Genomic DNA, 26,209 nt, shown 5'->3' with positions numbered 1-26,209 from the left:
TTCAGAGGTGTTGCGATACATAGGGATATAATCAATCAGCGCTTCGACATCCTCAGCAGAAAGAATGCCGCCAATCGTTAAAAAAAAGCGCCCACCTGCGGTTTTAGCGCCAGGTAGTCATTTGTAGAAAGGAAAGCAAAATCAGATTTTTCTAAGCCGGTAACAACGCGAAACATAAAATCTTCACGCTGTTCGTCATCCGTCAGTTTGGCCAGTTCTTCAGAGTGGATGGTTTTAGGTACATGAAAGCGAATGTGACTGTGGCTTTCTTGCACTTCGTTGGTAAATGGGTGCATCAAATCCCACGCAAACACATCTTCATTAAGCGGCTTATCCATCGCAACATCGGAAGGCGTAAGGATGTAATCGCAGGTATCACGGTGTAGCTTATGAAAATCTGGAGCCGCAAGAAGATCAAACTGTTCAGTCGTTAATTCACTGCATAACATGATCACCGCTTTACGCTGTTCAAATACTTGCAAGTGGCTCATCTCATTTTCATCAAGCTTGATATGAGGTAGCGCTTTAAATGCTTCGATGGACATGGTTTTCAGTGCGACCGTTCGCAGTGCTTTGACTTCAGCTGCAATCTTATCTGTTTTTGCTTGTAATGCTTTTAAATCGGCTTCGGGAGTATCGCTATTCACCGCCTTTACTTGGGATTTTAACGAGGCAAGCTCGGCTTCTAGCTTGTTGCTCTTTTCATGATCACGACTGAAGAATTTTAGAACTGATTTGTCGTTTAGCATTTTGTTTGCTCCATAAAAAAAGCCTCTTCTTTCCAACAAAAGAAGAGGCTAAGTTAATTATTTGCTTTTAAGTGAGTCGCTAAATCCCCGCTTCACTCATGAGATCGGTACCAAATACAACACATTTACCCGTTGTGCCGTTAATGTCGTGTATTAGTTGCCCCGTATCTTTCAATGTATAGGCTTCACAAGTGCCTTCAATGGTCACTTCTGGCTTCTCGCCCATCTTCTTCGGATTAGGTTTGACACTTTTCACTGTGGTGTAGAGTGAGTGTTCTTCCGAATACTTATCGCCTTGACGAGTGGCTCCTTTTTCCGTCACGTTGAATTGACCAGGCTTCATCATGAACTTACCAAGCGCCTTCGAAATCTCTTTGCGATCACCACGAACCTTAGCCGACCAGGTCAACTTATTCAGGCGAACCATGTCATCCATTTCTAAAAAAGAGCCGTCCGTAGACTGCTCTTTGAACGTAATTTCAGGCATTGAGATTTCGACAATCTCATTCATCCACGGCACACCTTCCAGTACTGCCGTGATACGTCTTGCGATACGATCAGCCGCCATTAACAATCTCCTCTAACATTGCTGCAATTAAGCCGTTATCCACACTCATTTCATACACCATGTGCTCATTGGGTGAGAAACGACCATAATCCAAACAGATAAACCAACGCCCAGAGGTGTAGTTCTCGACACTGTTTTTATCTGGATGTAAATAAGCTTTAAACTTAGGAATGGTGCCACTTGCGACAAGGCTTTGACCCCAATTGGTTAAACGATCGATAACCTGCTGCATGAACTCAGGTGTGAGTAACTTGCCCATAAGTGGCTGAGAGGTTTCTTCTAGTTTACGGGCCATTAAATCTTCTAGGCCTACATGGCCAATAAAGCGCCCTGTATTACAGCGATTACCAATAATTGACCAGCCTCCCATTCGAGTTCGACAAATCGTCACCACGCCATGCTTGTTTAAAAAATTTGCTTGAGTGGTTTTATCGTTGATGATGTATTCAACATGGCGAGAAGTCTCTTCACAGTTCACACCTTGGTTCTGCGGACTTTCATGCCCTTCAACAGATGCCATCGCCGCAACCAGTGCGATTGAAGCTGGCATTAAGACTTGTTCACCATCGTGCTTAGTGAGAAACCAAGGGTCGATGATAGAGAGTTTGTCTTGCCCGGTACCTTCTGCGCCAAAATTGGCGGCAAACTTAGCCGCATCCATATCATTGGTGTTAGGGCCATCGAGAACAGGACGACATCGCACATCACGACCAATCAGCGATAGCTTTTGACCAAGTGTGATTGAGCTAAAACCTGGGGCCGCGATGATGGTTGGTGTTTCAGCGCATGATTTCGCCGTATAAATACCTTTTTTAGCGCCTGTCGTAGCATCAATACCGCCGATGATATTGGTTTCAGTTGCTGCAGCGTCTGCGCCTTCTTCTTCAATCGTGACGTAAACAATCGCTTTCACGTACTCAAAGAGATATTGAACAACGAGCGGTAGCGTGCCAGCTCTGTCTCCTGTGGTATCAAGCATCATCATGGCATGCGAATAATCCCACAGGCGTGTGGATTCGCTAAACGCCATGCCTGCATGTTTGTTAGGTGCCGTTCCCGTTAAGTGTACGACCTGTAGAGCAAGCGGCCCCATACTTGGTTGAGGCTCAATGGTGCGAACTTCAGCACCATTCATTTCAAAGTCTTGAATTGGAGCTAATGCAGGTTCTGACATTATTTCGTCTCCTTTTTAGTTGTTGATACTTTTGCATCAACGGATGCTTCAATTTCAATAGGTGCTTTAGTGCCAGGCTTGCCGACCTTGCCACTTAGCAGAAGAAACGAGGCTTGTTTAAGAGAAAGTGGAATAGTTTTCTCTTTCGGGTAGTGCCACTGTCCGTTTAAGCGGAATGGCTTAAGGATTGGGTAATCCTGTTTTTTGCTTTTTGTCTTAGCGGAGGTCGCCATAGATTAAGCTCCGGTTTTCTTAGGTAAGAAGTTGGGGATACAAAAAGCCTCGCACGGTAGCGAAGCTTGGGGTGTAGATTTATATAAAAAAACGCTTACGCGGCGGGAGTTAAAATGATTTGATGGTTTGATGGGGAAATCGGTCTTGATGGACGTTCACCATTTGGGAAATCGGCTTCACTTGGGTAATCCCGTAGTAACTGCAAGTAATCATTAAGTTCGACTAGATAGGGATGATCTATCTCTTTTTTGAGCTCAGAGACAATTGCAATTTCAGAGTCACGCCATGCTCGTTCTTCAATTTTTTTCGATTCCAAGCGGCTTTCTGGTGTTGATGCCATCGATTCGATTGAAACCGCAAGCACACCATCAACCCAACGATTTTCAGTATAACGCTCACCATTTTGTGGTTTATCTAGCACTTCAGCACCATCAACTATGTACTTGATTATCATGATCCCACCTCATAATCCGCCCAACCCGCCAAAATGTCATTGTAGCTAGGCGAAGATTCAACAGCTTTCCAATGAATTTCTATAGTACGCCAATACATTGTCATAAATAGGTTAAATGAATTGTCCCTTGATGCCTCTTCAGATCTATCAAAACCTAAGTTTTGTCCTTGAGAAACAACCGTTCCATCAATTATTAACTTAGTAATAAAAACTGTGTTCGCATATTGCCCCATCATTATGTGATGGAATTTGCACCACTGCCCTGTTTTCGCATTGATTCGAATGATTCCAGTGGAACCCATAGCAGCATCGCTCACCAATATTCCATATGCATATTGACCAGTGTCTCCACTGTCTGGTGTATACGTTTTTGGCACCATGCCATTGCCGACCATCGACACCATTTTATATTTCTTCGCTGCCATAGCCTCTAAACCCTCACTTAATGCTTTCTCTGTCACCGCTTTAGTTTGGCTTGTGCCTGTGTAAGAATTTGATAACAACGTAGCACCGTATCGCCCCGTCGTTGCAGTGACATAGGTCCATTTTTCATTGGCAATATCTTTCACTGTTTTAATGGCTTTTGCAGACGCAACGAGCACACTCGATGTTGAATTGATGCTATCAGTGATTGACGTTTTATCTATTTTTGTCGCGAGTCCATCGGTGACACCTTTCTGACTGACCGCGATATCAGTTTTATCACCATTCCACTGGTTAGTGATAAAACCTAAAAACGCACGAAAAAGTTGAGGCAACTTAATGTGTTTTTCTGCTGTTGATTTATTGTCTATATCGTCGTTCGTTGCGGCGTTGTCTTTTCGTTCGTATTGACTGTGAGCGTCATCTTTATTTTCATGCTCACTCATCTCTTTGTGAGTGACATAAGCAATTGAAGGCGCTATGACATATTCAATAACTGAAGCATTGGAGGTTTGCCAAGTCACACGGAACAGATAACTTTTCAAACTATCAGAATTGAAGAGCTTTACATCGCCTTCAATCCGGCGATATGAATATATGAACTCAACACCATCCAATTCAGCGATCACAGCTAAACCCCAAATTTCATAGCTACCACCATTGATAGCATGACTAACAGGAATAGAAATCTGCGCGGTCATTACGCCTGCTGCATCTTCATTCACGACAGCATCAAAAATAGATTCATCACCATAATCGTGAACTACGTTTTCAACTGAAACAGGTGAGCGCTCGATCGGTAACAACCCACCATCCACTTGAATTTTTGTTATTTTTATTTTGTTCCCGAAGGTCTTTGCATTGGCTTCAGCATTAAAACCAAGCTGCGTTACATAACCTCGTAGGTCCAAGGCTTCTAGTTCATCAAGAGTTAATTGAGGCATAATGGCTCTCACTATAAATATGGGTTTCAAAGATCACTGCTGTGTATGCCCCATCGCTGGCATCAATGCCGTTAAACCCGTAGGGCTCACTGTCATTGATCACCGCAACTTCGCACATAACCCCTGTATATATGTTGATGTCACTACTTCTGACGAGTTGAAGTTCAACAGTATCTCGCTCACTTTTGTAAGTATTTACGCGACTTTCTAAACGAGCTTGTAGTGCCTCATCGAGTTTGCCTTTCTCAATCTCAGCACTGGCTTTAATCGAATACGGCAATTCGCCTCGCTCAACTTTAGACTTAAAACCCAGCGCGTTGATCGAGTTTGAAAGTCCGTATCTTGTCCCTGCTTTACTGTGGATCTCAAAAGCTTTATCTGTTGTTTCCCGTTGCTGCTCTAACGTGTCACCAGGTTGCCAATCTAGCACCCCTCTTTCTGCCGCAAGTAATGACACAAAACCATCAGGGCATAACATAGGATTTTTTAAGCTTGGGAATGGGCATTGCGTTTGGCTTAAAACCTTGTCCCAGGCAAACTCTAATGACTCTTCAATAATGGTGCGATTGTTAGGTTGAACGCTGTTGTATGGTTCACTCTGCTCTGACATCAATCACCACCTCAGTGCAGCGAGGCACTTCATCCCAATCACAATGAATGTTGCTCTGTGGCTCAAGCACAATCGGTCTTACACCATTCTTATAGAAAACATGGGCTAGTTCGTCGGTTTCAACATCCGTTTTCAGGTTGAATTTACTATCAGCAAACGCTTGAGCAACGGCCATTCCCTGCTCTTCTGTAAAGTCATTATTTGGATCGGCACCAGTTCTCGCGATCACATGTATTTTGTAATCTTTGAATTGAGGAGATTTGACCGTGACATCATCTGACTCTTGGGCAATATCATCACGTTTAAGGTACGCAAGAACCCTTGCAAGGAGAGTTTCTGACGGCTCACCCGTTGGTGTTTCACGGCTCAAAATAGCGTTACACACTTTTCCAGAATTGGCTTCAACCATGCGCGGCTGTGCATCTTTCACCGGATTGCTCAACCGCTCTGTAGGAAACTCATAACGAACCGTGACGACATTCTCTTGTGAATCAATAGTGATCTTCGGGCGCTCATCCAATGTTAACGCATGAAAGCGGTAACCCATGCGTGTGCCAGTGGTATGGAACTGATACGGTGCCATATCAAAACGCTTAAGAAGATCGTCATTCGATTCAAGAACCGCAGGTTTGGGTGGATGTACACTGGTATCTTCAGACTCAAGTATCTGACGCTTTAAGCTATACTGCAGCGCCATGAGATCAACTAAATCTGTTTCAGTTACATACTTACGGAACATTTGAAGCGCCCAGTAATTTTGCTCCCGAATCTCCGCCATACGCTTGAGAACGTTAGCTTGCATGACTTGTGCAAGCAGCTCGGCATCATTCTCTAAGCTCTCTCTCAGCAACTTGGCCTTTTCTTCATCTTTCTTTGCACAATGGACAACGGCATGATCAATGTATTCAGCCAGTAGCACTTCATAATCTGGTTCTTGGTATGCTTTAGGTGTAGAGACACTCATAGGTTTGTACTCAACTCAATGTCTTGCCCTTGCCAACTCCCCCACACTTTCACTTGAAAACCTTGGTTTGTCGCCGTTGCTTTGCATCGTTCAATGACAACACCAGGTAAACCACAATGTGGATTCATCAGCGCTTCAATCGATAAGTTTTGAACGATCATCGCTTCGTGGGGCGTTTGATTTTTTCCTAATCGGTTAAGCGCTCTATTACCAAACTGCCGACGCTTAACCCGTTCATTCATTTGCGTCGTCAGCACACGCTTAAAACGACAGGCCAACGCATCCAAACCATAGACCGTTCGCCCTGTCTCTTGATCAACAGCAACTATCATTGCTTCGCCTCACTTGTCGGTTTGCCTTCATTTCCAATATGGTGGTGAAGCTTCACGCTATAACCATCGACAACCACGTCACCATTCAGTACATGTAAAGAGCCAAAGAACGAAGAAGCACCTTGTGATCGAGCCATGCCATAAACCGCCCCAATTGAGACAGAGAACGCACCGGCATGATTGAAGACCCCAGTACTTATGATCTGCCCAGTTGAAATCGTATCTCCCGTTCGATTGGTATTACCGGTATGTTCTTGGTTACCAATGTGGGTTAAATCAGCATGGAGGGTCATTCCGCCTGGGTAAAAACAAGTCACTGAGCCATTATCAAGGTTGTACACCTCTTTCATGCCGCCACCATAATCGCGCATCACTTCGTTTTCGTTGAGTGTTGGGAAAGGAAAGCGACTCGAACGTAACCCCATTAACGCCACCGCATTATTAAGGTTATCGCCATTACCAAGATTAATAAGAATGCACTGCTCACCAACCGTTGGCCGTCGATAATCTTTCACTCGACCCATGGCAGGCACAAAGAAAGGAACGCCTTTCGCCAGGTTTGAACTCGTCGTAACATCGACAGTGGTATCGTAGGCAGATTGCACGGTACCAAGCCGAATAATATTCGCGACACGCCTCTCTAAATCTTTAAACTCTTCAATGAAATCTCTAAGCTTTTTCTCAATGCTCAAAATCCGCAGAATGAAATTCATTGTTGTCACCCGTACATAGTTCTAGCGATCCATATTCTTGTTCCAGTGGGCCAACGTAAATTTGTTGGCGCATCGTCACCACACGCGCAAACACACCATGTTCTGGGTCAAATTTGCTAGGGAGATTAGACACAAGCTGAGCATCTTCTTGATTGAATGCGTCACCGAAATATTGATTACAAATCTCACGTTCTAAACGGCATGAGGCATCTAACGCTTCAAGATCAAAACCATCAATTGATGTGGGAACTTCAATCATGAAACGTAATTCAATATTGTGTTGAGAACGCTCCTCATTGCTCAGCGAGTTATAGGGATCCGATTCACCGACTTGATAACTGAATGTGACCTCACTAATTTCAACCGGCTTGCGCTTATAAATTGACCCTATTTCGATATTCATCTTGCGCTCAAGGTGGTCCTTAACCGCCGTTACCCACTCACGCGGCGAGTGATAAAACGTTTTTGAATTCACGGTGGAAAAACTCCTCAAATTTACGATTAATATCAGAAAGGTATCGCTCAACAATCTCTTCAGCATCCTGTGAAATATCAATGGTGATCATCTCAATATTATGTCGAGACTTACCTTTTCTTCTCCACACCAGAAGCTCATCGCTATCCATTGGAGCAATAAAAGCCCCTTCATAAAAATGACTTCCTACACGAACACCTTTCTTGTTTTGGATTGGCGTCCCCATACGGTGAACACCGATTTCATTAACGCCAATCCAAAGCTTTGAAATTCGACCGTTTTTATACAGTTTGAATCGAGAGCGTAATGCTTTTGCATCAATCTTAAGTTCATAACCAAGCTCGGCCATAGTGACTGCTTTAAGCCATCGATTCGTCAGAACAGCGGCACGATTCACCGCCTTAGGTATCTCTTTCTCAAACGCTTCGTATTGCCTAATAAATTCCGTATCGAGTAAGGCTCGGTTGTTTCTAGTTAAATTCAGACCACTCATTTTGTGAACCTTTAGCATGTCTTACCAATGTGTATTCATTAGTAAGGCCACTCGCGCCATTTCCACTTGGTAATGATTGAGCGTACGACAACGAATAGACGAGCCCTTCATGTGCCATAGTGCAATGATCTGGAAGAGTTTCACTGGTCAATAACCGAAAGGTAATACGCTCACCGTGTTGCGATTTTTTCACATACCCAATGATTGATAGCGTATCCCCTTGCTCATTAATCACTGATTTAGGCGAGCCAAAACAATCGGCAATGGATGCCCGAAGTAACCCTCGGGCATTATCAAATAAACTACTCATAACATTACGCCACGAACTGAGTGATCACCTCACCCGTTAACAGCACGCCGCCATCCACAAACACTCCGATAGGTTGTTCAACCTTTCCTGCGTCAGTTGGCTGAGTTTTAGTGAATGCGCCATCGTCAAAGTAAACAGGTTCACAGCCAAACGCTGGCACATCACCGACTTTAACCGGACCGTCGTAATAACCTGAATAAGTACAAGTCACCACTTCACCTTCTTTTGCTTTAAAGCTAGGTACCACCAATAACGCACCAATTAAGATCGGCACATCTTTAACAAAGCCGCCTGCAGGCGCGACCACCGCAATTTTTTTACCTTCTGCTTGATGCATAGGGACATCTCTCTGAATAAATAAGAATGAAAAAGGGAGAGCAAAAGCCCTCCCAATGACGAACATAACCTGCTAATTATTTAGCGGCAGCGAACAATGCTTGGTTAATTCCACGACGATCCAGAACCTTAGAGGTAATGTCGTAAGTAATGCGGAATTTAGCGCCATCACTACTCCAACCGTCTCCCGTTTCTAGCCACGGGTCTTGTTGACCATCTAAGAAGCCCATAAGAACCGTATCAAAATCTTTGCTAGTAAAGCCGATAGCGCCATTAATGGCATTCGCTCTTGCGGTTTCAATCACTCGCTTAAACTTCTTATACGCAGGGTTATAGTGATCAGGTTTACTGGCCGTGTTGAGCACAGCTTCAAACATCGAAGCATGATCTGGATTCGCAAGTAGAATTTCACCACGTAAATCTAATGGGTCGCCTGTGCCTTTACCATCGACCGGGATCGTCGTCGTGGTCGCAAACATCTTATGCAGTGCCATAATTAACGCTTCATGATCACCTGCAGCAATGCCATCGGTTAAGTTACCCCAATCACCCTGAACGTTCTTCTGGAAGACAGATTTACCATCGCCCATTTTCCCGCTAAGAATAGCGTTGAACATCAGCTTGTCTGCTAAGCGGTAACCAGCTTGCATGAACTTACGTGGCACTTTCGAAATCAGACCAATCTCATCGTTAATAATGGATTGGCGAGTAAACTGGATCCCTCGACCAAAGGTCGCAAGTTGAATACGTTCACCGCTACCTTTTAAAATGGCTGATTTGTATTCACCGTCTTCACCGATATTCATCAAGTCTGGTGCGTCATTCACCATGGTTAATTCTGTTTCTCGGAAATCAGGTAAGCTTTCAATATTCGCGAGTTCACGCCATAACGGTGTGGTCGCTTCACGTTCATCACGCATTACAGTGCGGATACTCTCCGTGACAATGTCGCCAAAGTCTTGAGAGTTGAACGCTCGGTTCACCAGTTCGTCTTTAGTCATCGCACTGCGAGAGTTCGCACCCAAACTTGCTCGTGCCATATTCAATAATGATTCATGCCCAAACGAGTTATCTTTCTCTAGCTCTGCGACACCAGCTCTCGCATTCAAAGCGTTTTGCAGTTCATCTTTAACGTGATTGCCATTGCCAACATGAACCTGCGTTGGGGTAATACCATTTGCACCACCTTCCGCACTTTGTTGGCCGAGAATGTTCATTAGGCTTTTTGATGCATTTTCCATTGTAAAATTAGGGTCGCTCAACACTTGGTTCGTCAGTTCTTCGCCAAGGTTCAGAGTGCTGCAAAGGTTTTGCAGACTCTCGCGGTCATTATTCATATTGCTGAGAATACGAGCTGAAGCCTGTTCAACCGTGCAGCTCATATCTTCAAGCATTTGATTCACCAACTCACCTTTCACACCATGCTTATGGCATAGGCTGCGAATGGCTTGTTGGCGTTTGTTTTCTGCTTTTACAGCATTAATAAGTTCTTCGTTTGGTTTCGGCATGTCGCTTACCTGTTCAGATTGGTTTGATTCTGGTTGAGAGTTGTCGGCAGGTGCCGCATTCGTTGGGGTACTTGTATCAAGCTCAGCGTGACTCTCTGGCTTACCAAGCGTGATGCAATTTAAAAGGGATTCAGGTGCATTTTTAAACTTAGCTATTTCCGTAGCATCTTGTTCGTTGAAACGGTTTGTGAGATCGACGGCATCAACAACCTTATCGATTAGCCCCCACTCCAAAGCTTGTTGAGCGGTGAACCAAGTCTCTTTCTCCATCGCTTCAAGCACTTCTTCAATCGGCTTACCACTACGCTCGGCATACGCTTCAGAAATGGTTTGTTTCGAGTTCTTAAGTTGAGTAAGGGCTGATTCAACTTCTTGCTCGCCACCTCGCACACCAATTTCAGGCATGTGGATCATCAACGTCGCGTTTTCAGGCATATGGATTTCATCACAAGCCATAAGAATGTACGCAGCGATGGATGCAGCAATACCATCTATCACGCCAGTGGTTTTGCCCTTATGAGCTTTGATGGCATTAAACATCGCCAAGCCTTGATAGATACTGCCACCATAAGACTGCACACGCATCGTAAGGTCTTGTGAACCGACGGCTTGCAACGCTTGAACCAAATGAATGGCTTCAATGTTGTAATCACCAATGAGGCCATGGATATAGAGTTGAGCCGATTTATTCGCGGCTTCGTTGTTTAATGTGTACCAGCTTTTTCTTGGTTCACTCTGTTGCGGTTTAGGCATTAAAGGTTCCCTCACCATTGGAGTTAGTTTGAATGGTTTCGACAAGATTATGAGCAGGGTCTGAAGTGCTAACGATCCCGTCGTCTTTCATTTGCTGACGTTCCGCCTTGATCTCTTTACGAGTTGAAAGTGGGTTTACATGACGTTCACGCTGATAGTGACTCAATGAGAACAAGCCCAAACGCGTCCCTTTCTCGATCCCTATCATCTCTTTCGTGGGATCAATCCAAGGCATAACAGGCGCTTGATAAATGGCATTCAATATCGTGTTTACATCAACCGTCGGTGGAATTTTTAGCTCCCCTTTCATGATCGCCATTGTTAAGGCGTGACGATATTGAGGGCGAGTCCAGTTCGTGACAAATTCACGCTGAAGCACTTTATACTTAACGTGGGAGTCCGTGAGCTCTTGTCGATTCGATGTATAAGAGCCATCATAGTTACGAGTCACCGAAGAGTTATTTACCCCAACAGCACTACTGACTAACTTCTGTTGGCTAGACCGAAACTCAGCACTGGCCGACTCTTTCCGATTCGATTCAACAATCCCCGCTTTCTCACCTGGTGCGAGTTCAAACGAGTTAGCCGCCCCCAGAGCAATATCACCGCCTTGGTCAAGCTCGTTAGCATTGGGCATGTCCTTATCTCGCTGTACATAAAACGCGAACTTAGCCGCGATTTCATGCCCTAGCATTTCCGTAAAATCGTAGTTCTCGATTCGATCTGCCAAATCAATCGCTGAGTGAAGAATGGATATCCCTCGGTTCTGGTGTAAGCGGCGCGTGAATTTAAGGTGACAGATAAAACCTGCATCGACTTCCGCATACTCAAAGCCTTTGCTATCCTTTTGGATCAAGTAAGATTCAGTTTGCCCAAATTGATTACGTTTAATGCCTTCCATCAAACCACCTTGAACTTCAGTAATATGATGAGGCACAAAGTCCGGTTCAAAAGCTTGAATAGCAAATGGGGTTACTGACGGGTAATTCAAATCACCATGTTCGCCCATAAACATACGGCCAAACACTTCACCATCACGCAGCCAGGTTCGGCAGGCTAACCACTCTGTTTCTGAGCGAGACATTTCACCATTAATGTTTTGGGTTAATGAATGAAGCTCATGCCATTTACTGATCGCTTGAGCAAATGCCACATGAACATTGCCTTCATGATCCAATGGCTGAGGCTCAATCATGATCCCTTTAGGCCCAACAACATTGGCGCACAGTTCATCAAGAATGGCCGTTACGAACGGGTTATTTTCATCGGCATGGCGAGCTCGTTGATACAGCGCTTTAGCACCTTGATTGAGTTGGTTTGGGGTTTGTTTAGAAAAGTTATTCTTACGTTTTGTTCTCGGCTCTTTTGGCATTGCTGCGTTATATCGATTCAGCAGCATGCGATCATGCAAACGCTTAATGCCATTACTAGGGCTCACCGTCGCCACAATTCTATCGAAGAAATTCAGCGGATTATTCAAGCCTCACCCTCCTAATTATTGAGCGGCTTCCTGCGTTAATCAGCCTTTGCAAACGCTCTATCTCTTTACGAACAGTAGAAAGGCTCGCTAGTGTTAGCTTTTCACCTTCTGCCGTCGTCACTTCTTGCTGCATTAAAATCTTGCGCTCAGCGTCTATGTACCACGCAAGGCGCTCACGGTTTGTGGGTATCGTTATCATCCGAAAATGCCTTTTGAATGGTTATATCGACGTTTAGGTTTACGTTCGAATTCTGGTTTCACATCAGCATCAATGACATTGGGGTTAATCTGCCAATCTGCTGCCCATAACGGTGGTTTGTCCCAGTTGATGTCATCACCGCCGAGGTAATGCATTCCTGCTTCTGCGTATGAACATAGATCTAGCGTTTCATTTGACGTATTAGCAGGACACTCCCAATCGCCTTTATCATTAATATATTCAGCCGTGAGCTCTTCATACCAATAACGCTCTGCCCACTTGGGTAAATGGAAGTAACGAGAGCCAAACTCTAAGCGTGAATAACTGGCCGCGACTCGGTTTTTTAAACGGTTGGTATGCAGCAAAAGAAGCGGAATTTCACCATGAGCTAACTTACTGCGTTTATCTGGATGGCTCTGTTTAACCAATGAGTCAATGTCTCGACTGGCCCCTTTAACCAAACGGAACAAATGAGATAATCCTTTTGGTTTTAAACTGTTGTAAAACTGGTAAGCCTGATCGGTCACTGAAGTTTTCTTACCATCTTTTTCTCCCGCGCTTCCGCCTGAATCACACAGAGTCAGCACAGGCTTCATCACTCGGCCTGAGCCGTCAGCCAACGAATATGTTTTCTTCATTACCTGATCAATCAATAAATCCCAATCTTCTGCGTATACCGCTGGATTAAGCCGGTCATTATTTCGGTTGGGGTTAACCAGTATTTCAAAACGATCAATCACCCAACGTTGCAACCCTTCACCAAACACTTGAGCCTGGACAACAAAGCGAGCGTTCTTTTTTCCGCCTTGAACATCGATACTCATGATCAGGAATCGGCCACCCATTGGAATTTCAGCCCTTGGGTAATCCACGGCTTTTAGCATCAGCTCATGAGCACCAATATCGTTGCTTTCATTTTGAAGAATGTAAGAACGCCCCATACGGGTATTAATGAATGAGATAAGGGCGTTTTCGTCACCACTTTCATCATAAATAGATTGAGCATTAAGATAGCGATACACTAAGTTTTGCCAACTGGCATAAGCTGCAATGGGGCCTTCAAACCAGAACGTTGCCCATTTGGATTTTCTGATGAGCGATTCATCGGTTACGAGCTGGCCGTACTTATCTATTTCACCTTCTCTGAAGAAATCACCTTGCAAGTTTTTCGCTTGTTTTTCGACTTCTTTAACTCTATGAGTGCATCGTGGGCATTCTACCCAAGCACTTTTTGACGCTTCCATTGGGTCTTCATGTTCTACCCATTTCAGCGTTTCAAACTCGGGCCTGAAATATGCGCCACAATCTTCACACAACCAGTAAAAACGGTGCCTATCACCTTGATTGAATAATTCAGAAATACCACCACAGGGCTGAGCCTCATGCGGTGTCAGTTCTTCAGCGGCTTTAGGCTGACGAACGATACGACCTGGTGAGCTTTCAGCCATCACCATGCCAGAAGATTTAGCATTCTGAGTACGCATGAGCATTAACTCAAACTTACTCCCCTCTTGGCCTACGCCATCATCAGCACGATCAAAATCGGTACAGCCTGCATAACGGTAAGTCGAAGCGGATAAACTGGTTTCTGTTGCTGAATCCAGTTTCAAGTTCATGCCATTTTTGAAATGTTTGAAGGTGATATTGTCGTCTGACTTACGACCTGTTTTTAATTTCGCGATATCAGGTGTGGCAGAGAAACAGCGAGACAAATCCACCTTGGACATGTCCTCTGCTTTTGTTTTCGTTGAATAGATTAAAAGCATGTCACCAGGTGCTTGCGTTAATGCATAGTTAATCCATCCTTCAACCAGTGCCTTGGTTTTCCCAGAACGTGCAGGGCCAACCACAATCACCGCTTCATATACGCGCCTTGCCAAACAATTAAGAGGCTTTCGCATGTAAGGAACTTGGCTAGATAAAAACTTGGTGACATCTGTCCCGTCTGAAATCCATAACCCTTCATCTGCGGCATCCACCGGTGTTTTATCCGCTGGTCTGCAAAGGTAGGCTAAATCTCGTCTTATTTGTGCGGCATTGGCGTATTCAACACCAAGCCGAGGATCAAACTCTTTCAAGCTCATCAGCGACCGCCTTTAAGTCAAAATTCAGTAATCGTTCTAAGTCTTCAAGGTGCTCAGGCGTGGCGGTAGGAATGGTGGATTCAATCCGATTGATGACCTTCTCTTTGAAATCTTTAATCGCTGAAATACAGATAGCGATCTGCTCTTCATAATCGGTTTTCTCAACACTGTCGCCAACATCTTGTTTTAGCTTATGCTTTTCACCTTGCGCCTGCAGGTATGCCCGTAATTCAGCCGCTGTTTTAAAGCCCATAAGATCGGGCGCGTCTGATTCTTTAACCGGTGCTTGAGTAAGATAAGGTGCCGCTTGAATAACATCATAGAGCGGGGTTTGACCGTGATAAGCCGTGGCATCTATACCAGCGTTCTTTAATTTTTTAGCAATAGTGGAACGGTGATAGCCGAATGCCTCTAGCTCTGATTTGTTCCAGAGGCGTTTTTCATTGTTCATTGAAAGCCCTCTTGAATGAGTCTCGTCTCTCCGAGTGTCACGCCCTTCTTCGCATTAGGTTGACGTTGCCATTAATGAAGTTCTCTCAAACTTTGCTTGTTCCTTTTTGAATCATCACTTGCGCTAACATGTAAGGAGTTTCAGCAGCGAGCTGAACATGATCACGGCTAACAAGTGAGACAGCGAGGAACCGACGCTATGAGGAATAGGTCACCACCGTAAGCACTATGCCAATAGGTTGCATGTTTAGTGTTTTGCTCTTGGTGGTGTTTGATTTGTTGGTTTTATCGAGGGCTCTATAGCAAAGTCCTCTGTAAAACCCAGTTAAGTGATAACAAGCTAACCAGGGTTGGTTTGGTAATAATTGATGCAGTCGTTAAGTTGCTCGATGTAGATCATCAAATTCTCTACTGAGCGCTCTGGGTAATAAATCCCGCCACCTTCATGCTCGTACCATTCCAAGCTTGGAGCAATTGGCATGCAACCAAACGAATTAATGCTTGTTGGTTTTGCAGTTAGAATTTGGCACCCTCCCAGAACTAGGACCAAACCGCTGACTATGGCTGCTTTTAACATCTTGCTTGATAGCATCATACTTTTGCTCCTGCAGTTTGAGTTGTTGGCGTTTTTGGTGCCGATCCCAAGCATTGGACACAGCAATAATAAGCTTGCCAACCATAGGAAGAGCTTTGAGCCAGCTCATCACTACGCACCGTCAACATTTTTAGAGCGCTTATAGTTGCCTGCTGCTCGGTTCCAAAGCCAACGAAACCACCAAGGCCATGAACGTTTAAACTCTTCACTGACTTGCGCATCCACATGAGCGATGGATGTCGCCACGGTGGTTGCTATACCGACTGCAGCGTAAAACCAATCTGGAACGTTTGGATCTACAGTGGTTCCAGTTGCGGCAAAAGTTACCGATGTAAATAATAAGGCACAGGTTGTGAGTACAATTTGGTATATCTGCTTCACAGATCACCTCCATTAAAAAAGCAGCCCTTTGGCTGCTGGTTATAAGATTCTTATAAAGTACCTAAGTACTCGAAGTGAGGGCCGTCGTAACTTCCCCGTTGATGTTCATCTTTGCTTGAGCCGTTTTGGTTCCAGTCCCCACCCCATCGAATTCGAATACCAATGATTGCTGCGGCTTTGAACATGGCTTCAGCTATCAATGGGCATTTATCCCATGCAACTTTCCCGTGAAGTAATGGAACCAGATCCACCGCGTAACCAAATCCGTCGTCTTGGATTAGGTGCTTACTATTCAGCGTCCATGTTTTTTTAGGGCTGCCGTAATAAAGCTTATGCTGGCGCTCAACGGTTCGTACCGTTTCATTCACCGAAAGGTCAACATCTTCAAGAAAGGTAATGGCGAGAGCAACGCATGCGGCCATTCGAGGTTTTAACTTATGTAAGCGTGTAAGGCTGCGTTTTCCTAGATAGTAATTAGCCATGTGCTTTTTTCTCCTTTCTTCGCTGTCGGCATTTGTCGATGAACACAACAATGTCGAAGATTAAACGGCAGCCAACAAACAAAAGCCCCACCCCAGAAAAAAGTTGCGCGGTGAATATTTCTTGATTTGTCGCTACGTGAGCGGCTTCTTGTGCTTTAGCTGCTACTTGGTCGCTATAGGCCGCAATTCCGCCGCCACCGAAATAAGCAATGATTCGCCCTTTCCACTCTTCTATACGTGCTAGCGGCATGATCTTCCCCATACAAAAAAGCACCCGACATTCGCTATGGAAAGGGGTGCTTTGTCAGTTATAAACGGTAGAAACGAAAAAACCCCGCCGAGTGGGCGAGGTTTTCTAATGTGGCAATTATGCTCCCTTAGAAAGAAAACATCAAGCAGTTAGAAGTACTTTTTATTACGTTGCGGGTCACTTGCTCTGTGCCTGCGGTTTTTGGTTAATTAACATCGTATGGCTTATGTAATATTTAAACGCCTCTCAATAGATAGCTCACTTCTGTTGCCTTGCATCAAGTGTTCAATAAACAACCAGTTCGTATTGTTTTATTTATGCACACTTATTTATAAAATATATATTTGTATCAAAATATATATTAAAATATATCCATACAAATTTGATGCATATGGAAAAGACTAATAATTATTAAATCAGAAATTTAAACCAATGTTATCGGAGAAAAGGTTATGGGGGCTGTTCTATATCTACATTACGGTCACAGTCACAGGCTCTACATCCCACGCCCATCAAATTAAATAATTAACAACCAAGCAATACATTCGTTTTCTAACTCAAATGGGCAAGATTCAACGGAAAAACAACACTAGATGAAATTCGTTTATTTACTAAATAACGTAATCATGCCCGTCAGATAAATATAGGCTTTTTTATGGTAAAACTCAGTTTTAAGGGAGCTTTATTGGCTTCTATCTCCATTCTTGTTGCTATTTCAGTTGGAACAGCAAACTACTTATCATTTGTCAATGAACGTGATGCGCTTCAAAAAACCCTTTATCAAGCGACCAGTCAGCGCGTTGAAGTTGAGGCCAAGCGAGTCAGTGATTTTATGGCAAGTAAAGCTACCGCTGTTCGTAACCTAGCTAACGATTATAAAAACTATAACTATTCAGACTCCCATGCCGAGCGAATGCGTATTAGTGGTCTCTCCGCTGATGTTGTAAATATGATGATTGGTTTAGAAAATGGCGATGCATACAGTTCCGTTTCTTATGATAACTGGATTGATCATAAAAACCCCCCTTCTTATGATCCTCGTGTAAGACCCTGGTATAGAGATGCACAAAGCTCAGGGCAACTTACTTATACTGATGTCTATAATGATGCCACGACAGGCGAACAGATAGTTAGTATCGCTCAAACATTTGGATCAGGTGTCGTGTTAGCCGATGTATCTTTAGCAGTGCTAGATAATACAGTTAAAGGAATTAATATGTCAGGTGCAATGGCTATGCTAATGACAAACGACACGACTGCGTTAGCCAGTACATCGAATACGATTAAAAGTGGTGATAAATTGGTGGATTATCCATCGTTAAGGGATGTAGCTAGTGCCGTGGTCGGTAAAACCTCAGCTGTGGTTGACTATGAATTGAAAGGGGCAGATAAAGTACTTTTTTCTAAGCGCATAAAACTTGGAGATAAAAGCTGGTATTTGTTAATCTCCTTAGATAAAAGTGTCGTTTTTGCAACAATTGAAGAAGCAAAACGAACTGCTTTCATATCAACAGGCGTATACTTAGTTATATGTACTTTTTTAACATTACTTATCCTGAATTATTTATATCGCCCTATTCTAGCACTTAAAACCACCATTCAGAGCCTATCCAGTGGCGATGGTGATTTAACACAACGTCTTGCGGTTAATTCTAATGATGATTTAGGGCAGATAGCCAAAGGGGTCAATACTTTTATTGCAAGCTTACAATCCATGATGTTGGATATTGAGTCTTCCACGATCATGCTTCAAAGTGATGTTAAGGCATTGACAACCCAGACTCAGAACAATGAACAAATACTTTCCCAACATGTTGTAGAAACAGAACAAATCGTGACAGCTATTGAGGAAATGAATTCAACAGCCGAGTCCGTGGCTCACAACGCAGCAGAAACGGCACAATATACTTCAGAAGCAACAACGATGAGTGGTGAATCTTTAGAAGTCGTTAATAATGCTCAATCAAGTGTATCCTCTTTAGTAGGAGAGGTAGATGAAACAGCCAATAATATTCAAGCAATGAGCGAAGAGACCAAAGGCATTAATTCCATTTTAAGTGTCATTGGTGGTATAGCTGAACAAACCAATCTATTGGCACTGAATGCTGCAATTGAAGCCGCTAGGGCTGGAGAGCAAGGCAGAGGTTTTGCTGTTGTGGCGGATGAAGTTCGAGCACTGGCAAGTCGCACGCAAATCAGTACTGGTGAAATAGAAAAAGCTCTAGATAGTTTAATTAGTGGTAGCCAATCCGTCACCAATTCTATGAATGCTACGAAGAACACTTGTAATATAACAGCTGAAAGTACAGAGCTTGTCGGGCAACGTATTAATGGATTGAGTCACCATATATCTGAAATACATGATTTGAGTACTCAAATTGCAACAGCAGCAGAAGAGCAAAGTAGCGTGACACAAGAAGTAAGCCGTAACATGGCATCCATCAATGACATGGTGAGCCAACTTAGCGTTAATGGGCGAGAAACTTCACAACAAACTGAAAGCATTTCCAGCATAAATGCACAACTCACTCAAATAGTGAGTAAATTCAAACTTAAGTAAAATCCTTACTAGTCTTTATTTAAAGGCGTCATGGGAACAATAAACCTGTCAATAAGTGAGTGATGAGCTAGCATATTTATCACTCACTTATTTATCAGAAAATGCGTAATCGTAAAAAATCAACATAACTCACCTCGACTTGTTTTTACAATTCCAGTAAGCACATTATGGTTAACAACATCTACCACATGCTGCCCATTGCCTTTGGTTAGTCATTACTTGTAGCAATAACTCTATTACACAGACAAATCGAGAAATAATAATCAAGCTCCACGACTCCAACGAAATAGGTTTTCTTTTCCTTAAACTTCAACTTCTAATACTTTTGCCATACTCTCTTCTTTCTCAAACCGCCCCTGCAACGCCAATGCAGCTCCATTGCGTTTATCCGCTAACCACTTAACCAACTTGCCTAAGATCGATTCGTACTTCTTAAAGCGTGAGAAAGTAACGGGTAAGGTTTGGCAGAAGAAAGCAAAGCGGGTTTCTTGGGTCCAACCGATACGGCCACCGTCGCAGCATGGGCAGGTTCTTCTTGCTCGGTTCTTGGCAATGTATTTACCGCTGCCATTACACTCGGGGCAAACTTGGCCGAACTGCTGAGTCGCTTCTGCAATGGCTGTTGCCACCAAAGCTTCTAGTGCCTTTTCTGGGTATGGGCCGCGCCACTTTTCCATTAGCGTGTTGGCTTCAACCAAAGTCGCTTTGTACAAATTATGCAAGGCAGGTTTGTCGTGCAAGATTTCAACGAACAGCACCAGAAAACCCACTGGCGAATCTTTCCAGGCTAAACCGACAAGAGCGAGCTGTTCATCCAATGACAGCAACGCCTTGCCACCAAGTGACGGTTCATAGTTGATCCCTTTAACATTGAATTTCGCCAGCAGTTTTTCTATTCGCATTACGCCCTTGCTCCCATTGTTGCTACCCTTGCGAACACAGAGCTTTGTTCAAATTGCTCTGGTCTTGGTCTTTGAATATCACTAATTGGTTTCACGTTTGATCTGTCTTGCAAACGCTTGGTATTTCTCGCAGGTAACGAACCCGCCTTGGCTTTCTGGGCGTACTTCTTCAACGCCTTGCGATGCTTGGTTCTTGCATCACGTTCACTCAAATAACTTCGACATAAAAACCCAACCTCTTGCGCTGTCCAGTATTCGATATCACCTTGCGGCTTACCTCGAATCATTCTGGCAAACGCTTCATCCACATCTACCAGGTCTTTGCGGCCCATCGATACAAACTCTGGCAAGCTTGGAGGCCATGCATCCCCTTCCAACAACGCTTGGCCTACTGCTCGACGGATCTCACTGGCCGACATTGTGGTAATCGCTTGAATCCAAGTCGATGGTAGTTCCTTGTGTGGCCACTTCGCCCCGTAGGCTTCCACAAACTTGATTTGAACCCAATCCTCCACGCTCAACTGGATCACCTGATTGCCCACTTGGTGCGGCAGTGTGACCGTATCGTGCGAGCAAATCTGCGTTGTGTTGTTCGTATCGGTTTGGCTGAAGGCTTGGCTTAGCGTGGTTTGATTGATTGTTTTCATGTTCGTCATTCCAGCGTTCTTGGTTCAAGTAAGTCGTTAGGTGCAGTTTATCGAAACCGAATTGGCGGTTAGTAAGCCGAGTTCTTACATCCGTGCAGAGCATGTTGGTAAATTCATCCACCGGCTCATTTCTCGCTTGAGCCACACTCTTAAATTTCGCTAAAGAATTTTTCTTAGATTTCTTCGTTGGAAACTCAACCCATAATCGCTCGAAGCAATGTTCAATTTCAGCAACATCTTTTTGTTTATTTTTTATAGGTTCTAATTGACTGGTTCTATGACTGGTTCTGGGTGACACAGGATCACCAGGTTGGTGATCCTCTGCCACCACCCCTAGTGATCGTGTGTCACTAGGGGGTGACAAATTGTCACCATCTAAATGAAGGTGATAAATGTTGCTAGAGTTGCCCTTTTCACCCTTACGATAGGTCAAAGTGACTAAGCCCGTTTCAGACAACGCTTTGATGTGTCGCATGGCGGTTCGGCGGTCTATTTCGCACATTTCAGCAATGTGATCATAAGACGGCCAACACTTACCATTGTCGTTCGCATTATCCGCAAGTTTAAGCAGCACTAACTTTCTTGTTGGGTTACCGACTTTGATACTCATCGCCTTTGCCATTAGCATCATACTCATAGGCTTACCCTCGCCTTTTCAAATAACGATACTTCAAGCTCAGCTATCGCATGTGCGGTTGGCCGTAGCTCTACTGGCAGATCATTTACACGATTCTGATTCATCCTCATGTTGACGAACTTCGTCACACAGATGAGATTTTCAATCACACAATTTAGTGGGTCGCCATCGATGAATCGGATCACATGCTTGGCAGGAATAGCACCATGATGCTGTTCCCAAATAACATGATGTTTGTATCGATACCGAGTTTTCGCCTCTGTATAAGGGTCTGGTTCTGCGACTTTAATCAGTATGAAACCATCCTTAGAACAGATACGCTCATGCCCTAATGGTTTGTGATTCGGTGGCTTACTTCCTTTTCGAAAACTGCCTGAGTTTGGCTTACACACGCCTTTTGTCCCTGTATTCCAAGGTTGATTGCCTTTATCAAGCTTGCCATCACGCCCCGTTAGCCAGCCGTGCCGCTTACAGAATGACGACATAGCAGAAACCTTTAACTCCATACCAAACCGTTGATTAAACATTTCGGTAAGATCCTTTCTAGGCAACAAACTATTGGTTTTGATGAAGGCTTTCTCTTCTTCGCTGTATGAATGGCTTTGCCCTCTAGGCATGAGGTTTTCCTCCAATCATTTCAGGTAGCTCTGTTCTTCCTGCGTACTCAGTTCTGAATTTTTGGGCATCAAGCGCAAGCCTGGCATTGTCGACAATTTGCTTTGAAACCGCCGCGATCGCTTTTCCACGATTGATCTCTACTTTCAACTTTTGGTCGCATAGGTTTTCATCACCTAAACGTTCCATTTGAGCGAATAGGTGGTTATTTAGATCAAGCAGTTGGTTTTTCATCTAGCCGCCCTCGCCTTCATTGTTTTAAGAATTTGATTCGCTTTATTACGAGAAACGACAAAGCGACAGTGTCCATTGTTGGCGACCAAAATCATTTGGCCGCAGTAGTTTTGATAAGAAAGACTCATTGCACAAAGTTCTCCATAAAATTTCACTAACGTTCGCAAGTTCATAGGTGGTCAGCCTTTTTGCGAAATTAGAGTTTCGAGGTAATTCATTAACGGTTCGTGAGCACCTTCGCTCTCTTGCACTTCTTTGTAAGCCGCTCGTAATTGGTCTTGTGTTGCGTACTCACTGAGTAACAGCACAGAACGAAAGGCTTCAGATGATTCTTTGCTGAAATCGGCAAGAAGTTGATCGCGGTTCGCCATGGTGTTGCTTGCTCCAATCGCCGCGACAGAAAACCCAAGTGGATTCAAAAACTGGTTGAGTGCTGCCGTTGCCCTCGCCTTTGGCATTGCTGCGATAATGGCAGGCAACAGATCCATGATGTTGGCTTTGGCCTCGATGCTTGTTCGGCTCACATAGCGAAACAGGTTTTGAGTGTTGTTGAAGTTGTTCGCGGCTGAAGGCACTTTAAGAATGTGCTCTTGTTGGCAATCTTCCTCGTCGAAAATCTTCATCTTGTGATAATGCCGAGCAATGTATTCTGCGATTTGCTCTTTGTTTGCGTCGCTCCGCCAAGCGACAACAGCGTTATGCATAACGCTCTTTAAACTGGGTTGCATGTTTTTTCCTTACTGGTTATTTATCCAGAATGTGGGTGATCAAGCAGCTTTCAAAAAAACTGCTAATCTTGTTTTAAAGTCGTTAGGAGATTTAAACGCTGATGGTGTAAGTACCCTGTGGCTCAAATTTGTTAGTTCATGAGCTTGCTGAGTTCTGCCATTTTTAGCGGGAAACTCCCCCACTAACTCCCACTTACGAACAGCTTGAGAGGTAACTCCAAATAATTCCCCCATTGCTTGGTAATTACCTTTGAAGTACTGACTCAGGATTTTCTTAACTATGTTTGGTTTCATTTCGACCTCATTACTTAACCAAAAGTTAAGCACATTAAACATTAAGTGATAGTTAAGTGTCAACCAAGATATAATAACCATTGGTTAACTTGAGAATTAAAACACATGGATCGTCAATTACTGTTTACCGACAGATTAAACAAAGCCTGTGATTTAGCTGGAATTCCTATACGCGGAAGAGCTACCTATCTACAGAAGCACCTACCATTCGACATCTCTTTAGTTGGCGTTAGAAAATGGTTGGTGGGCGAATCAATCCCAAACACAAAAAAACTCTCTGACATTGCATCTCTACTTGGAACAACTGTGGAGAGCTTATTAGACAGCGATGAAATTGAGCTAAGAGATACAAACAGTGATAAAGAGTTCTGGGGGAAAATCAAAAATAAACAAATCCCTAACTCTCAGTTCCTAGATTCACAGAACTTAAAAGCCATTCCTATTTTAAGCCAGGTTCAGGCTGGTGATTGGAAAAGGATTGTTGTTGATCAAGATACAGAGTTTGAATGGCAAACCGTTTCAGCAAACACATCAGATCAAGCATTTGCATTGAGAGTAACTGGTAATTCAATGACTAATCCTCATGGGGCACCATCAATCCCCGCAGGTTCAATCGTTGTTGTCGAACCTTGTAGCTGTCCAGATAACGGTAAGATTGTTGTCGCTACACTCAATGATGCACCAGAGGCGACGATCAAGAAGTTAGAAATTGATGGCCCTCATCGTTTCTTAGTTCCTTTAAATCCAAAATATGACCCGATTCCAATCAATGGAAACTGCCGTATTGTTGGTTATGTAAAACAAGTAATTATGAATCTTTAACTAGTTTTCATCTGAAGAATTTAGTAGCTCGCATTATGCGGGCTATTTTTTTGCCTATAAACTTAACCAAAAGTTATTGACATCATAGTTAACTTTTAGTTATCGTAACTGCAAGTTAAGTTTAAGGAGAATCTAAATGAGTTTGTTATCCATAGAATCTATCAGCAAAACACTAGAAGGCTCAAAAGCCATTCAGTTACATAAGGCAAGTTTCGAGCACTTCCTTGCGAACACACCGAAGTCAGACCCGTTTTACGACGAGCTAAAGCAGCTCATTCAACTCAGTAATCAGTGTGAAGGTTTAGAAATAAACGTTGGCAGTGAGAGCTTAGCGATCATCCACCAGTTCAACGCTCTTTCTGAGCAATTGAGCAGTAAGTTAAACGTTATTCAGTTCAACTAGAACTTTGTGCAATGAGACTTTATTGAGGGCTGACCACCCTCCTGCTTTTGAGGAAGTGTTATGAGTAGTGAATGCCAAAACGATATTAGAACCGTTTTAAGGGAATTAAAGAAAAATGCGGAGTTGATACGTTGTTCATTTTGCCCTTTACGGTATCCATACGACGAAGAGTTGAGCGCGAACCAACAAATGCACCCGCAATTTCGTAAAGGAGCAGTGAATGCATTAGATACACAAATTTCACATATTACGAAAATCGAGAAAGAGCTTTTTGAGCATCACGACGATTTAGTTCAGACCACTGAATGCAAACTTCAACTGGCTCCTGAAGGTCGATGTTGTAAATCGTTTCGCTGCCAACTGAATCAAAAGGCCCTTTAACTTGCTGTCCTTTCTGTAAATCACAAGTGTCTAGGTGTTCACAAATAGTAAATAAGCCACTTTCAAGTTGAACAGCGAACATTCCATGGTGCTCATTAAGGTACACAATTTGACCAAGCATAGTTATATCCTTTGAGTAGTTAACATAAATAAGGATACCACGACCGAGCGTGAGTAAATATCTCGGGCTTTTTTTAAAGCTCTGATTTGTGAGGGCTTTAAAAAGAGAAAACCCCTATCAGTGACCAAACCGATAAGGGCTTACTTTGTGCAATGAGACTTAGATAAACCAAGAACTCGCAATCAGTATATAACTGGCTGACCACCAATTTCAAGTACTTAGGCTGATTGTGGGGAATCACCCCAAATAAAAGGTAACGCAATGAGTACATTATTTAAAACAAGCCAAGAAGCTTTCATCGGTAAACATATAACTCTTAAATTGGAAGATGACGGCTACAAACCATTTGAAATCAGTAAGGCCGTAGAGCACGCAATCAACTTCTACCGTTCTAATGCTCGATTCGCTCGCGGAAAGGTATTTGATGAAAGCTTAACACGAGCACGCCAATTGCTTGCACCTGTCAAAACAACAAAAGCAAAGCGTAAGGTTTCAAAATGAGTAAAGAACGGAAAAAGAAACTCGCAGCCGTTCGAGCACAGCGCTTACGTGATAAGCGTAAACAATCGGGCGCTTCTGATATTCGAGTGTCTCTACCAGAGTGTGAACAGGAAAAGCTCAATGAGATTTGCCAGTTCTTTGGCTATCCATCTAAGCCTTATGCTCACGTTGAAGCTTTGCAATCACTGATTCACCGTGTTCATGCTGAGTTACCAGTGATTGAAGAAGAACTCGGCTGTTGCGGTAAGTGTGGCGAACAACTCCCACAAGGTTGTGCCAAGTTACGTGAAGGCGGCTTATTTAAAGGTGATGCCATGTGTTGGCACACCACAAACAGGATGAGATTAATTCCACCAGCAAAGGAAGTGCCTAATGATTAGTGTCGTTACTTATGCCGTTATTT

36 protein-coding genes are annotated in these 26,209 nt (G+C 43.6%); 5 read left to right on the top strand and 31 right to left on the bottom strand.

From position 1 onward, the window contains the following. Positions 1 to 77 precede the first annotated feature (77 nt). The 23 genes from F0249_RS17195 to F0249_RS17085 all read right to left on the bottom strand — a co-directional run bounded on the left by F0249_RS17195 (position 78) and on the right by F0249_RS17085 (position 16,961). On the bottom strand, positions 78 to 749 hold the full coding sequence (locus F0249_RS17195; protein ID WP_253825340.1) for a phage tail assembly protein: 672 nt from the start codon (positions 747 to 749) through the stop codon (positions 78 to 80). Positions 750 to 828: 79 nt separating this feature from the next. After that, complete coding sequence (locus F0249_RS17190; protein ID WP_171757311.1) at positions 829 to 1,317, bottom strand: phage major tail tube protein; 489 nt, start codon at positions 1,315 to 1,317, stop codon at positions 829 to 831. Beyond that, positions 1,307 to 2,491, bottom strand: a complete 1,185-nt coding sequence (locus F0249_RS17185; RefSeq protein WP_171757310.1) for a phage tail protein — start codon at positions 2,489 to 2,491, stop codon at positions 1,307 to 1,309. Before F0249_RS17185 ends, F0249_RS17190 begins: the two co-directional genes overlap by 11 nt. Continuing rightward, the gene (locus F0249_RS17180; RefSeq protein ID WP_171757309.1) at positions 2,491 to 2,724 is read right to left on the bottom strand and encodes a hypothetical protein; all 234 of its coding nucleotides are present in this window, start codon (positions 2,722 to 2,724) and stop codon (positions 2,491 to 2,493) included. Before F0249_RS17180 ends, F0249_RS17185 begins: the two co-directional genes overlap by 1 nt. Before the next feature lie 95 nt (positions 2,725 to 2,819). After that, on the bottom strand, positions 2,820 to 3,179 hold the full coding sequence (locus F0249_RS17175) for a phage tail assembly chaperone (protein WP_171757308.1): 360 nt from the start codon (positions 3,177 to 3,179) through the stop codon (positions 2,820 to 2,822). Continuing rightward, positions 3,176 to 4,546: a tail fiber protein gene (locus F0249_RS17170; protein WP_171757307.1), complete on the bottom strand. Its 1,371-nt coding sequence runs from the start codon at positions 4,544 to 4,546 to the stop codon at positions 3,176 to 3,178. Before F0249_RS17170 ends, F0249_RS17175 begins: the two co-directional genes overlap by 4 nt. After that, entirely contained in the window at positions 4,527 to 5,156 is a 630-nt protein-coding gene (locus tag F0249_RS17165) for a phage tail protein (protein WP_171757306.1), read from the bottom strand. The genes F0249_RS17170 and F0249_RS17165 overlap by 20 nt, the downstream gene beginning before the upstream one ends. Beyond that, positions 5,140 to 6,120, bottom strand: coding sequence for a baseplate J/gp47 family protein (locus tag F0249_RS17160; protein ID WP_171757305.1), 981 nt, complete (start codon positions 6,118 to 6,120; stop codon positions 5,140 to 5,142). The genes F0249_RS17165 and F0249_RS17160 overlap by 17 nt, the downstream gene beginning before the upstream one ends. Then, positions 6,117 to 6,452, bottom strand: a complete 336-nt coding sequence (locus F0249_RS17155; protein WP_216599650.1) for a phage baseplate protein — start codon at positions 6,450 to 6,452, stop codon at positions 6,117 to 6,119. The genes F0249_RS17160 and F0249_RS17155 overlap by 4 nt, the downstream gene beginning before the upstream one ends. Then, on the bottom strand, positions 6,449 to 7,165 hold the full coding sequence (locus tag F0249_RS17150; protein ID WP_171757304.1) for a phage baseplate assembly protein V: 717 nt from the start codon (positions 7,163 to 7,165) through the stop codon (positions 6,449 to 6,451). The genes F0249_RS17155 and F0249_RS17150 overlap by 4 nt, the downstream gene beginning before the upstream one ends. Then, complete coding sequence (locus F0249_RS17145; protein WP_171757303.1) at positions 7,134 to 7,640, bottom strand: hypothetical protein; 507 nt, start codon at positions 7,638 to 7,640, stop codon at positions 7,134 to 7,136. The genes F0249_RS17150 and F0249_RS17145 overlap by 32 nt, the downstream gene beginning before the upstream one ends. Beyond that, entirely contained in the window at positions 7,606 to 8,133 is a 528-nt protein-coding gene (locus F0249_RS17140; RefSeq protein WP_171757302.1) for a phage tail protein, read from the bottom strand. Before F0249_RS17140 ends, F0249_RS17145 begins: the two co-directional genes overlap by 35 nt. Next, positions 8,111 to 8,443 carry a hypothetical protein gene (locus tag F0249_RS17135; RefSeq protein ID WP_171757301.1) on the bottom strand — a complete coding sequence of 111 codons (333 nt, stop codon included), beginning with the start codon at positions 8,441 to 8,443 and terminating at the stop codon, positions 8,111 to 8,113. The genes F0249_RS17140 and F0249_RS17135 overlap by 23 nt, the downstream gene beginning before the upstream one ends. Before the next feature lie 4 nt (positions 8,444 to 8,447). Further along, on the bottom strand, positions 8,448 to 8,780 hold the full coding sequence (locus tag F0249_RS17130) for a DUF2190 family protein (RefSeq protein WP_171757300.1): 333 nt from the start codon (positions 8,778 to 8,780) through the stop codon (positions 8,448 to 8,450). Between the two features lie 76 nt (positions 8,781 to 8,856). Further along, a complete protein-coding gene (locus tag F0249_RS17125; RefSeq protein WP_171757299.1) occupies positions 8,857 to 11,040 on the bottom strand; it encodes a head maturation protease, ClpP-related in 2,184 nt (727 codons plus the stop codon). Beyond that, positions 11,033 to 12,520 (bottom strand): phage portal protein, encoded by a 1,488-nt coding sequence (locus F0249_RS17120; protein WP_253825339.1) that lies wholly within the window; start codon positions 12,518 to 12,520, stop codon positions 11,033 to 11,035. The genes F0249_RS17125 and F0249_RS17120 overlap by 8 nt, the downstream gene beginning before the upstream one ends. Next, complete coding sequence (locus F0249_RS17115; RefSeq protein WP_171757298.1) at positions 12,513 to 12,719, bottom strand: hypothetical protein; 207 nt, start codon at positions 12,717 to 12,719, stop codon at positions 12,513 to 12,515. The genes F0249_RS17120 and F0249_RS17115 overlap by 8 nt, the downstream gene beginning before the upstream one ends. Beyond that, on the bottom strand, positions 12,716 to 14,803 hold the full coding sequence (locus F0249_RS17110; protein WP_171757297.1) for a terminase gpA endonuclease subunit: 2,088 nt from the start codon (positions 14,801 to 14,803) through the stop codon (positions 12,716 to 12,718). The genes F0249_RS17115 and F0249_RS17110 overlap by 4 nt, the downstream gene beginning before the upstream one ends. Next, positions 14,784 to 15,254, bottom strand: a complete 471-nt coding sequence (locus F0249_RS17105; RefSeq protein ID WP_171757296.1) for a hypothetical protein — start codon at positions 15,252 to 15,254, stop codon at positions 14,784 to 14,786. The genes F0249_RS17110 and F0249_RS17105 overlap by 20 nt, the downstream gene beginning before the upstream one ends. Positions 15,255 to 15,593: 339 nt before the next feature. Beyond that, a complete protein-coding gene (locus tag F0249_RS17100; RefSeq protein ID WP_171757295.1) occupies positions 15,594 to 15,848 on the bottom strand; it encodes a hypothetical protein in 255 nt (84 codons plus the stop codon). A 111-nt stretch (positions 15,849 to 15,959) separates the two neighbouring features. Then, entirely contained in the window at positions 15,960 to 16,229 is a 270-nt protein-coding gene (locus F0249_RS17095; protein ID WP_171757294.1) for a hypothetical protein, read from the bottom strand. 50 nt (positions 16,230 to 16,279) lie between these two features. Then, a complete protein-coding gene (locus F0249_RS17090) occupies positions 16,280 to 16,711 on the bottom strand; it encodes a M15 family metallopeptidase (protein WP_171757293.1) in 432 nt (143 codons plus the stop codon). Beyond that, positions 16,704 to 16,961, bottom strand: a complete 258-nt coding sequence (locus tag F0249_RS17085; protein WP_253825338.1) for a hypothetical protein — start codon at positions 16,959 to 16,961, stop codon at positions 16,704 to 16,706. Before F0249_RS17085 ends, F0249_RS17090 begins: the two co-directional genes overlap by 8 nt. Before the next feature lie 655 nt (positions 16,962 to 17,616). Here F0249_RS17085 and F0249_RS17080 point away from each other — a divergent pair. Continuing rightward, positions 17,617 to 19,521 carry a methyl-accepting chemotaxis protein gene (locus tag F0249_RS17080; RefSeq protein ID WP_171757291.1) on the top strand — a complete coding sequence of 635 codons (1,905 nt, stop codon included), beginning with the start codon at positions 17,617 to 17,619 and terminating at the stop codon, positions 19,519 to 19,521. Between the two features lie 302 nt (positions 19,522 to 19,823). On the opposite strand, the gene F0249_RS17075 is transcribed toward F0249_RS17080, so the two are convergent. From F0249_RS17075 to F0249_RS17045, 7 genes are all read right to left on the bottom strand, one after another. Further along, positions 19,824 to 20,423: a hypothetical protein gene (locus F0249_RS17075; protein WP_171757290.1), complete on the bottom strand. Its 600-nt coding sequence runs from the start codon at positions 20,421 to 20,423 to the stop codon at positions 19,824 to 19,826. Further along, positions 20,423 to 20,842 (bottom strand): hypothetical protein, encoded by a 420-nt coding sequence (locus F0249_RS17070; RefSeq protein ID WP_171757289.1) that lies wholly within the window; start codon positions 20,840 to 20,842, stop codon positions 20,423 to 20,425. Before F0249_RS17070 ends, F0249_RS17075 begins: the two co-directional genes overlap by 1 nt. Continuing rightward, complete coding sequence (locus F0249_RS17065; RefSeq protein WP_171757288.1) at positions 20,829 to 21,707, bottom strand: helix-turn-helix domain-containing protein; 879 nt, start codon at positions 21,705 to 21,707, stop codon at positions 20,829 to 20,831. Before F0249_RS17065 ends, F0249_RS17070 begins: the two co-directional genes overlap by 14 nt. Further along, complete coding sequence (locus tag F0249_RS17060) at positions 21,704 to 22,324, bottom strand: HNH endonuclease signature motif containing protein (RefSeq protein WP_171757287.1); 621 nt, start codon at positions 22,322 to 22,324, stop codon at positions 21,704 to 21,706. Before F0249_RS17060 ends, F0249_RS17065 begins: the two co-directional genes overlap by 4 nt. After that, a complete protein-coding gene (locus tag F0249_RS17055) occupies positions 22,317 to 22,556 on the bottom strand; it encodes a hypothetical protein (RefSeq protein WP_171757286.1) in 240 nt (79 codons plus the stop codon). Before F0249_RS17055 ends, F0249_RS17060 begins: the two co-directional genes overlap by 8 nt. 179 nt (positions 22,557 to 22,735) lie before the next feature. Beyond that, a complete protein-coding gene (locus F0249_RS17050; RefSeq protein ID WP_171757285.1) occupies positions 22,736 to 23,284 on the bottom strand; it encodes a toxin YdaT family protein in 549 nt (182 codons plus the stop codon). Positions 23,285 to 23,323: 39 nt separating this feature from the next. Continuing rightward, a complete protein-coding gene (locus F0249_RS17045) occupies positions 23,324 to 23,578 on the bottom strand; it encodes a hypothetical protein (protein ID WP_171757284.1) in 255 nt (84 codons plus the stop codon). Between the two features lie 105 nt (positions 23,579 to 23,683). Between F0249_RS17045 and F0249_RS17040 the strand changes: the two genes are divergently transcribed. Further along, positions 23,684 to 24,400: a S24 family peptidase gene (locus F0249_RS17040; RefSeq protein ID WP_171757283.1), complete on the top strand. Its 717-nt coding sequence runs from the start codon at positions 23,684 to 23,686 to the stop codon at positions 24,398 to 24,400. 136 nt (positions 24,401 to 24,536) lie between these two features. Then, positions 24,537 to 24,803, top strand: a complete 267-nt coding sequence (locus F0249_RS17035) for a hypothetical protein (protein ID WP_171757282.1) — start codon at positions 24,537 to 24,539, stop codon at positions 24,801 to 24,803. Between the two features lie 247 nt (positions 24,804 to 25,050). Here the strand turns inward: F0249_RS17035 and F0249_RS17030 are convergent, their stop codons facing one another. Continuing rightward, the gene (locus F0249_RS17030; RefSeq protein ID WP_171757281.1) at positions 25,051 to 25,305 is read right to left on the bottom strand and encodes a hypothetical protein; all 255 of its coding nucleotides are present in this window, start codon (positions 25,303 to 25,305) and stop codon (positions 25,051 to 25,053) included. A gap of 261 nt (positions 25,306 to 25,566) precedes the next feature. Here F0249_RS17030 and F0249_RS17025 point away from each other — a divergent pair, with 261 nt between their 5' ends. Continuing rightward, positions 25,567 to 25,806 carry a hypothetical protein gene (locus F0249_RS17025; protein ID WP_171757280.1) on the top strand — a complete coding sequence of 80 codons (240 nt, stop codon included), beginning with the start codon at positions 25,567 to 25,569 and terminating at the stop codon, positions 25,804 to 25,806. Continuing rightward, positions 25,803 to 26,186, top strand: a complete 384-nt coding sequence (locus tag F0249_RS17020) for a hypothetical protein (RefSeq protein WP_171757279.1) — start codon at positions 25,803 to 25,805, stop codon at positions 26,184 to 26,186. The genes F0249_RS17025 and F0249_RS17020 overlap by 4 nt, the downstream gene beginning before the upstream one ends. Positions 26,187 to 26,209 lie beyond the last annotated feature (23 nt).

Origin of the sequence: Vibrio sp. 03-59-1 (assembly GCF_013114135.1) — a bacterium.
Taxonomy (GTDB): Bacteria; Pseudomonadota; Gammaproteobacteria; order Enterobacterales; family Vibrionaceae; genus Vibrio; species Vibrio cortegadensis.
Note: the sequence above shows the minus strand (reverse complement) of the source record. Positions and strands in the feature narration are given on the sequence as shown.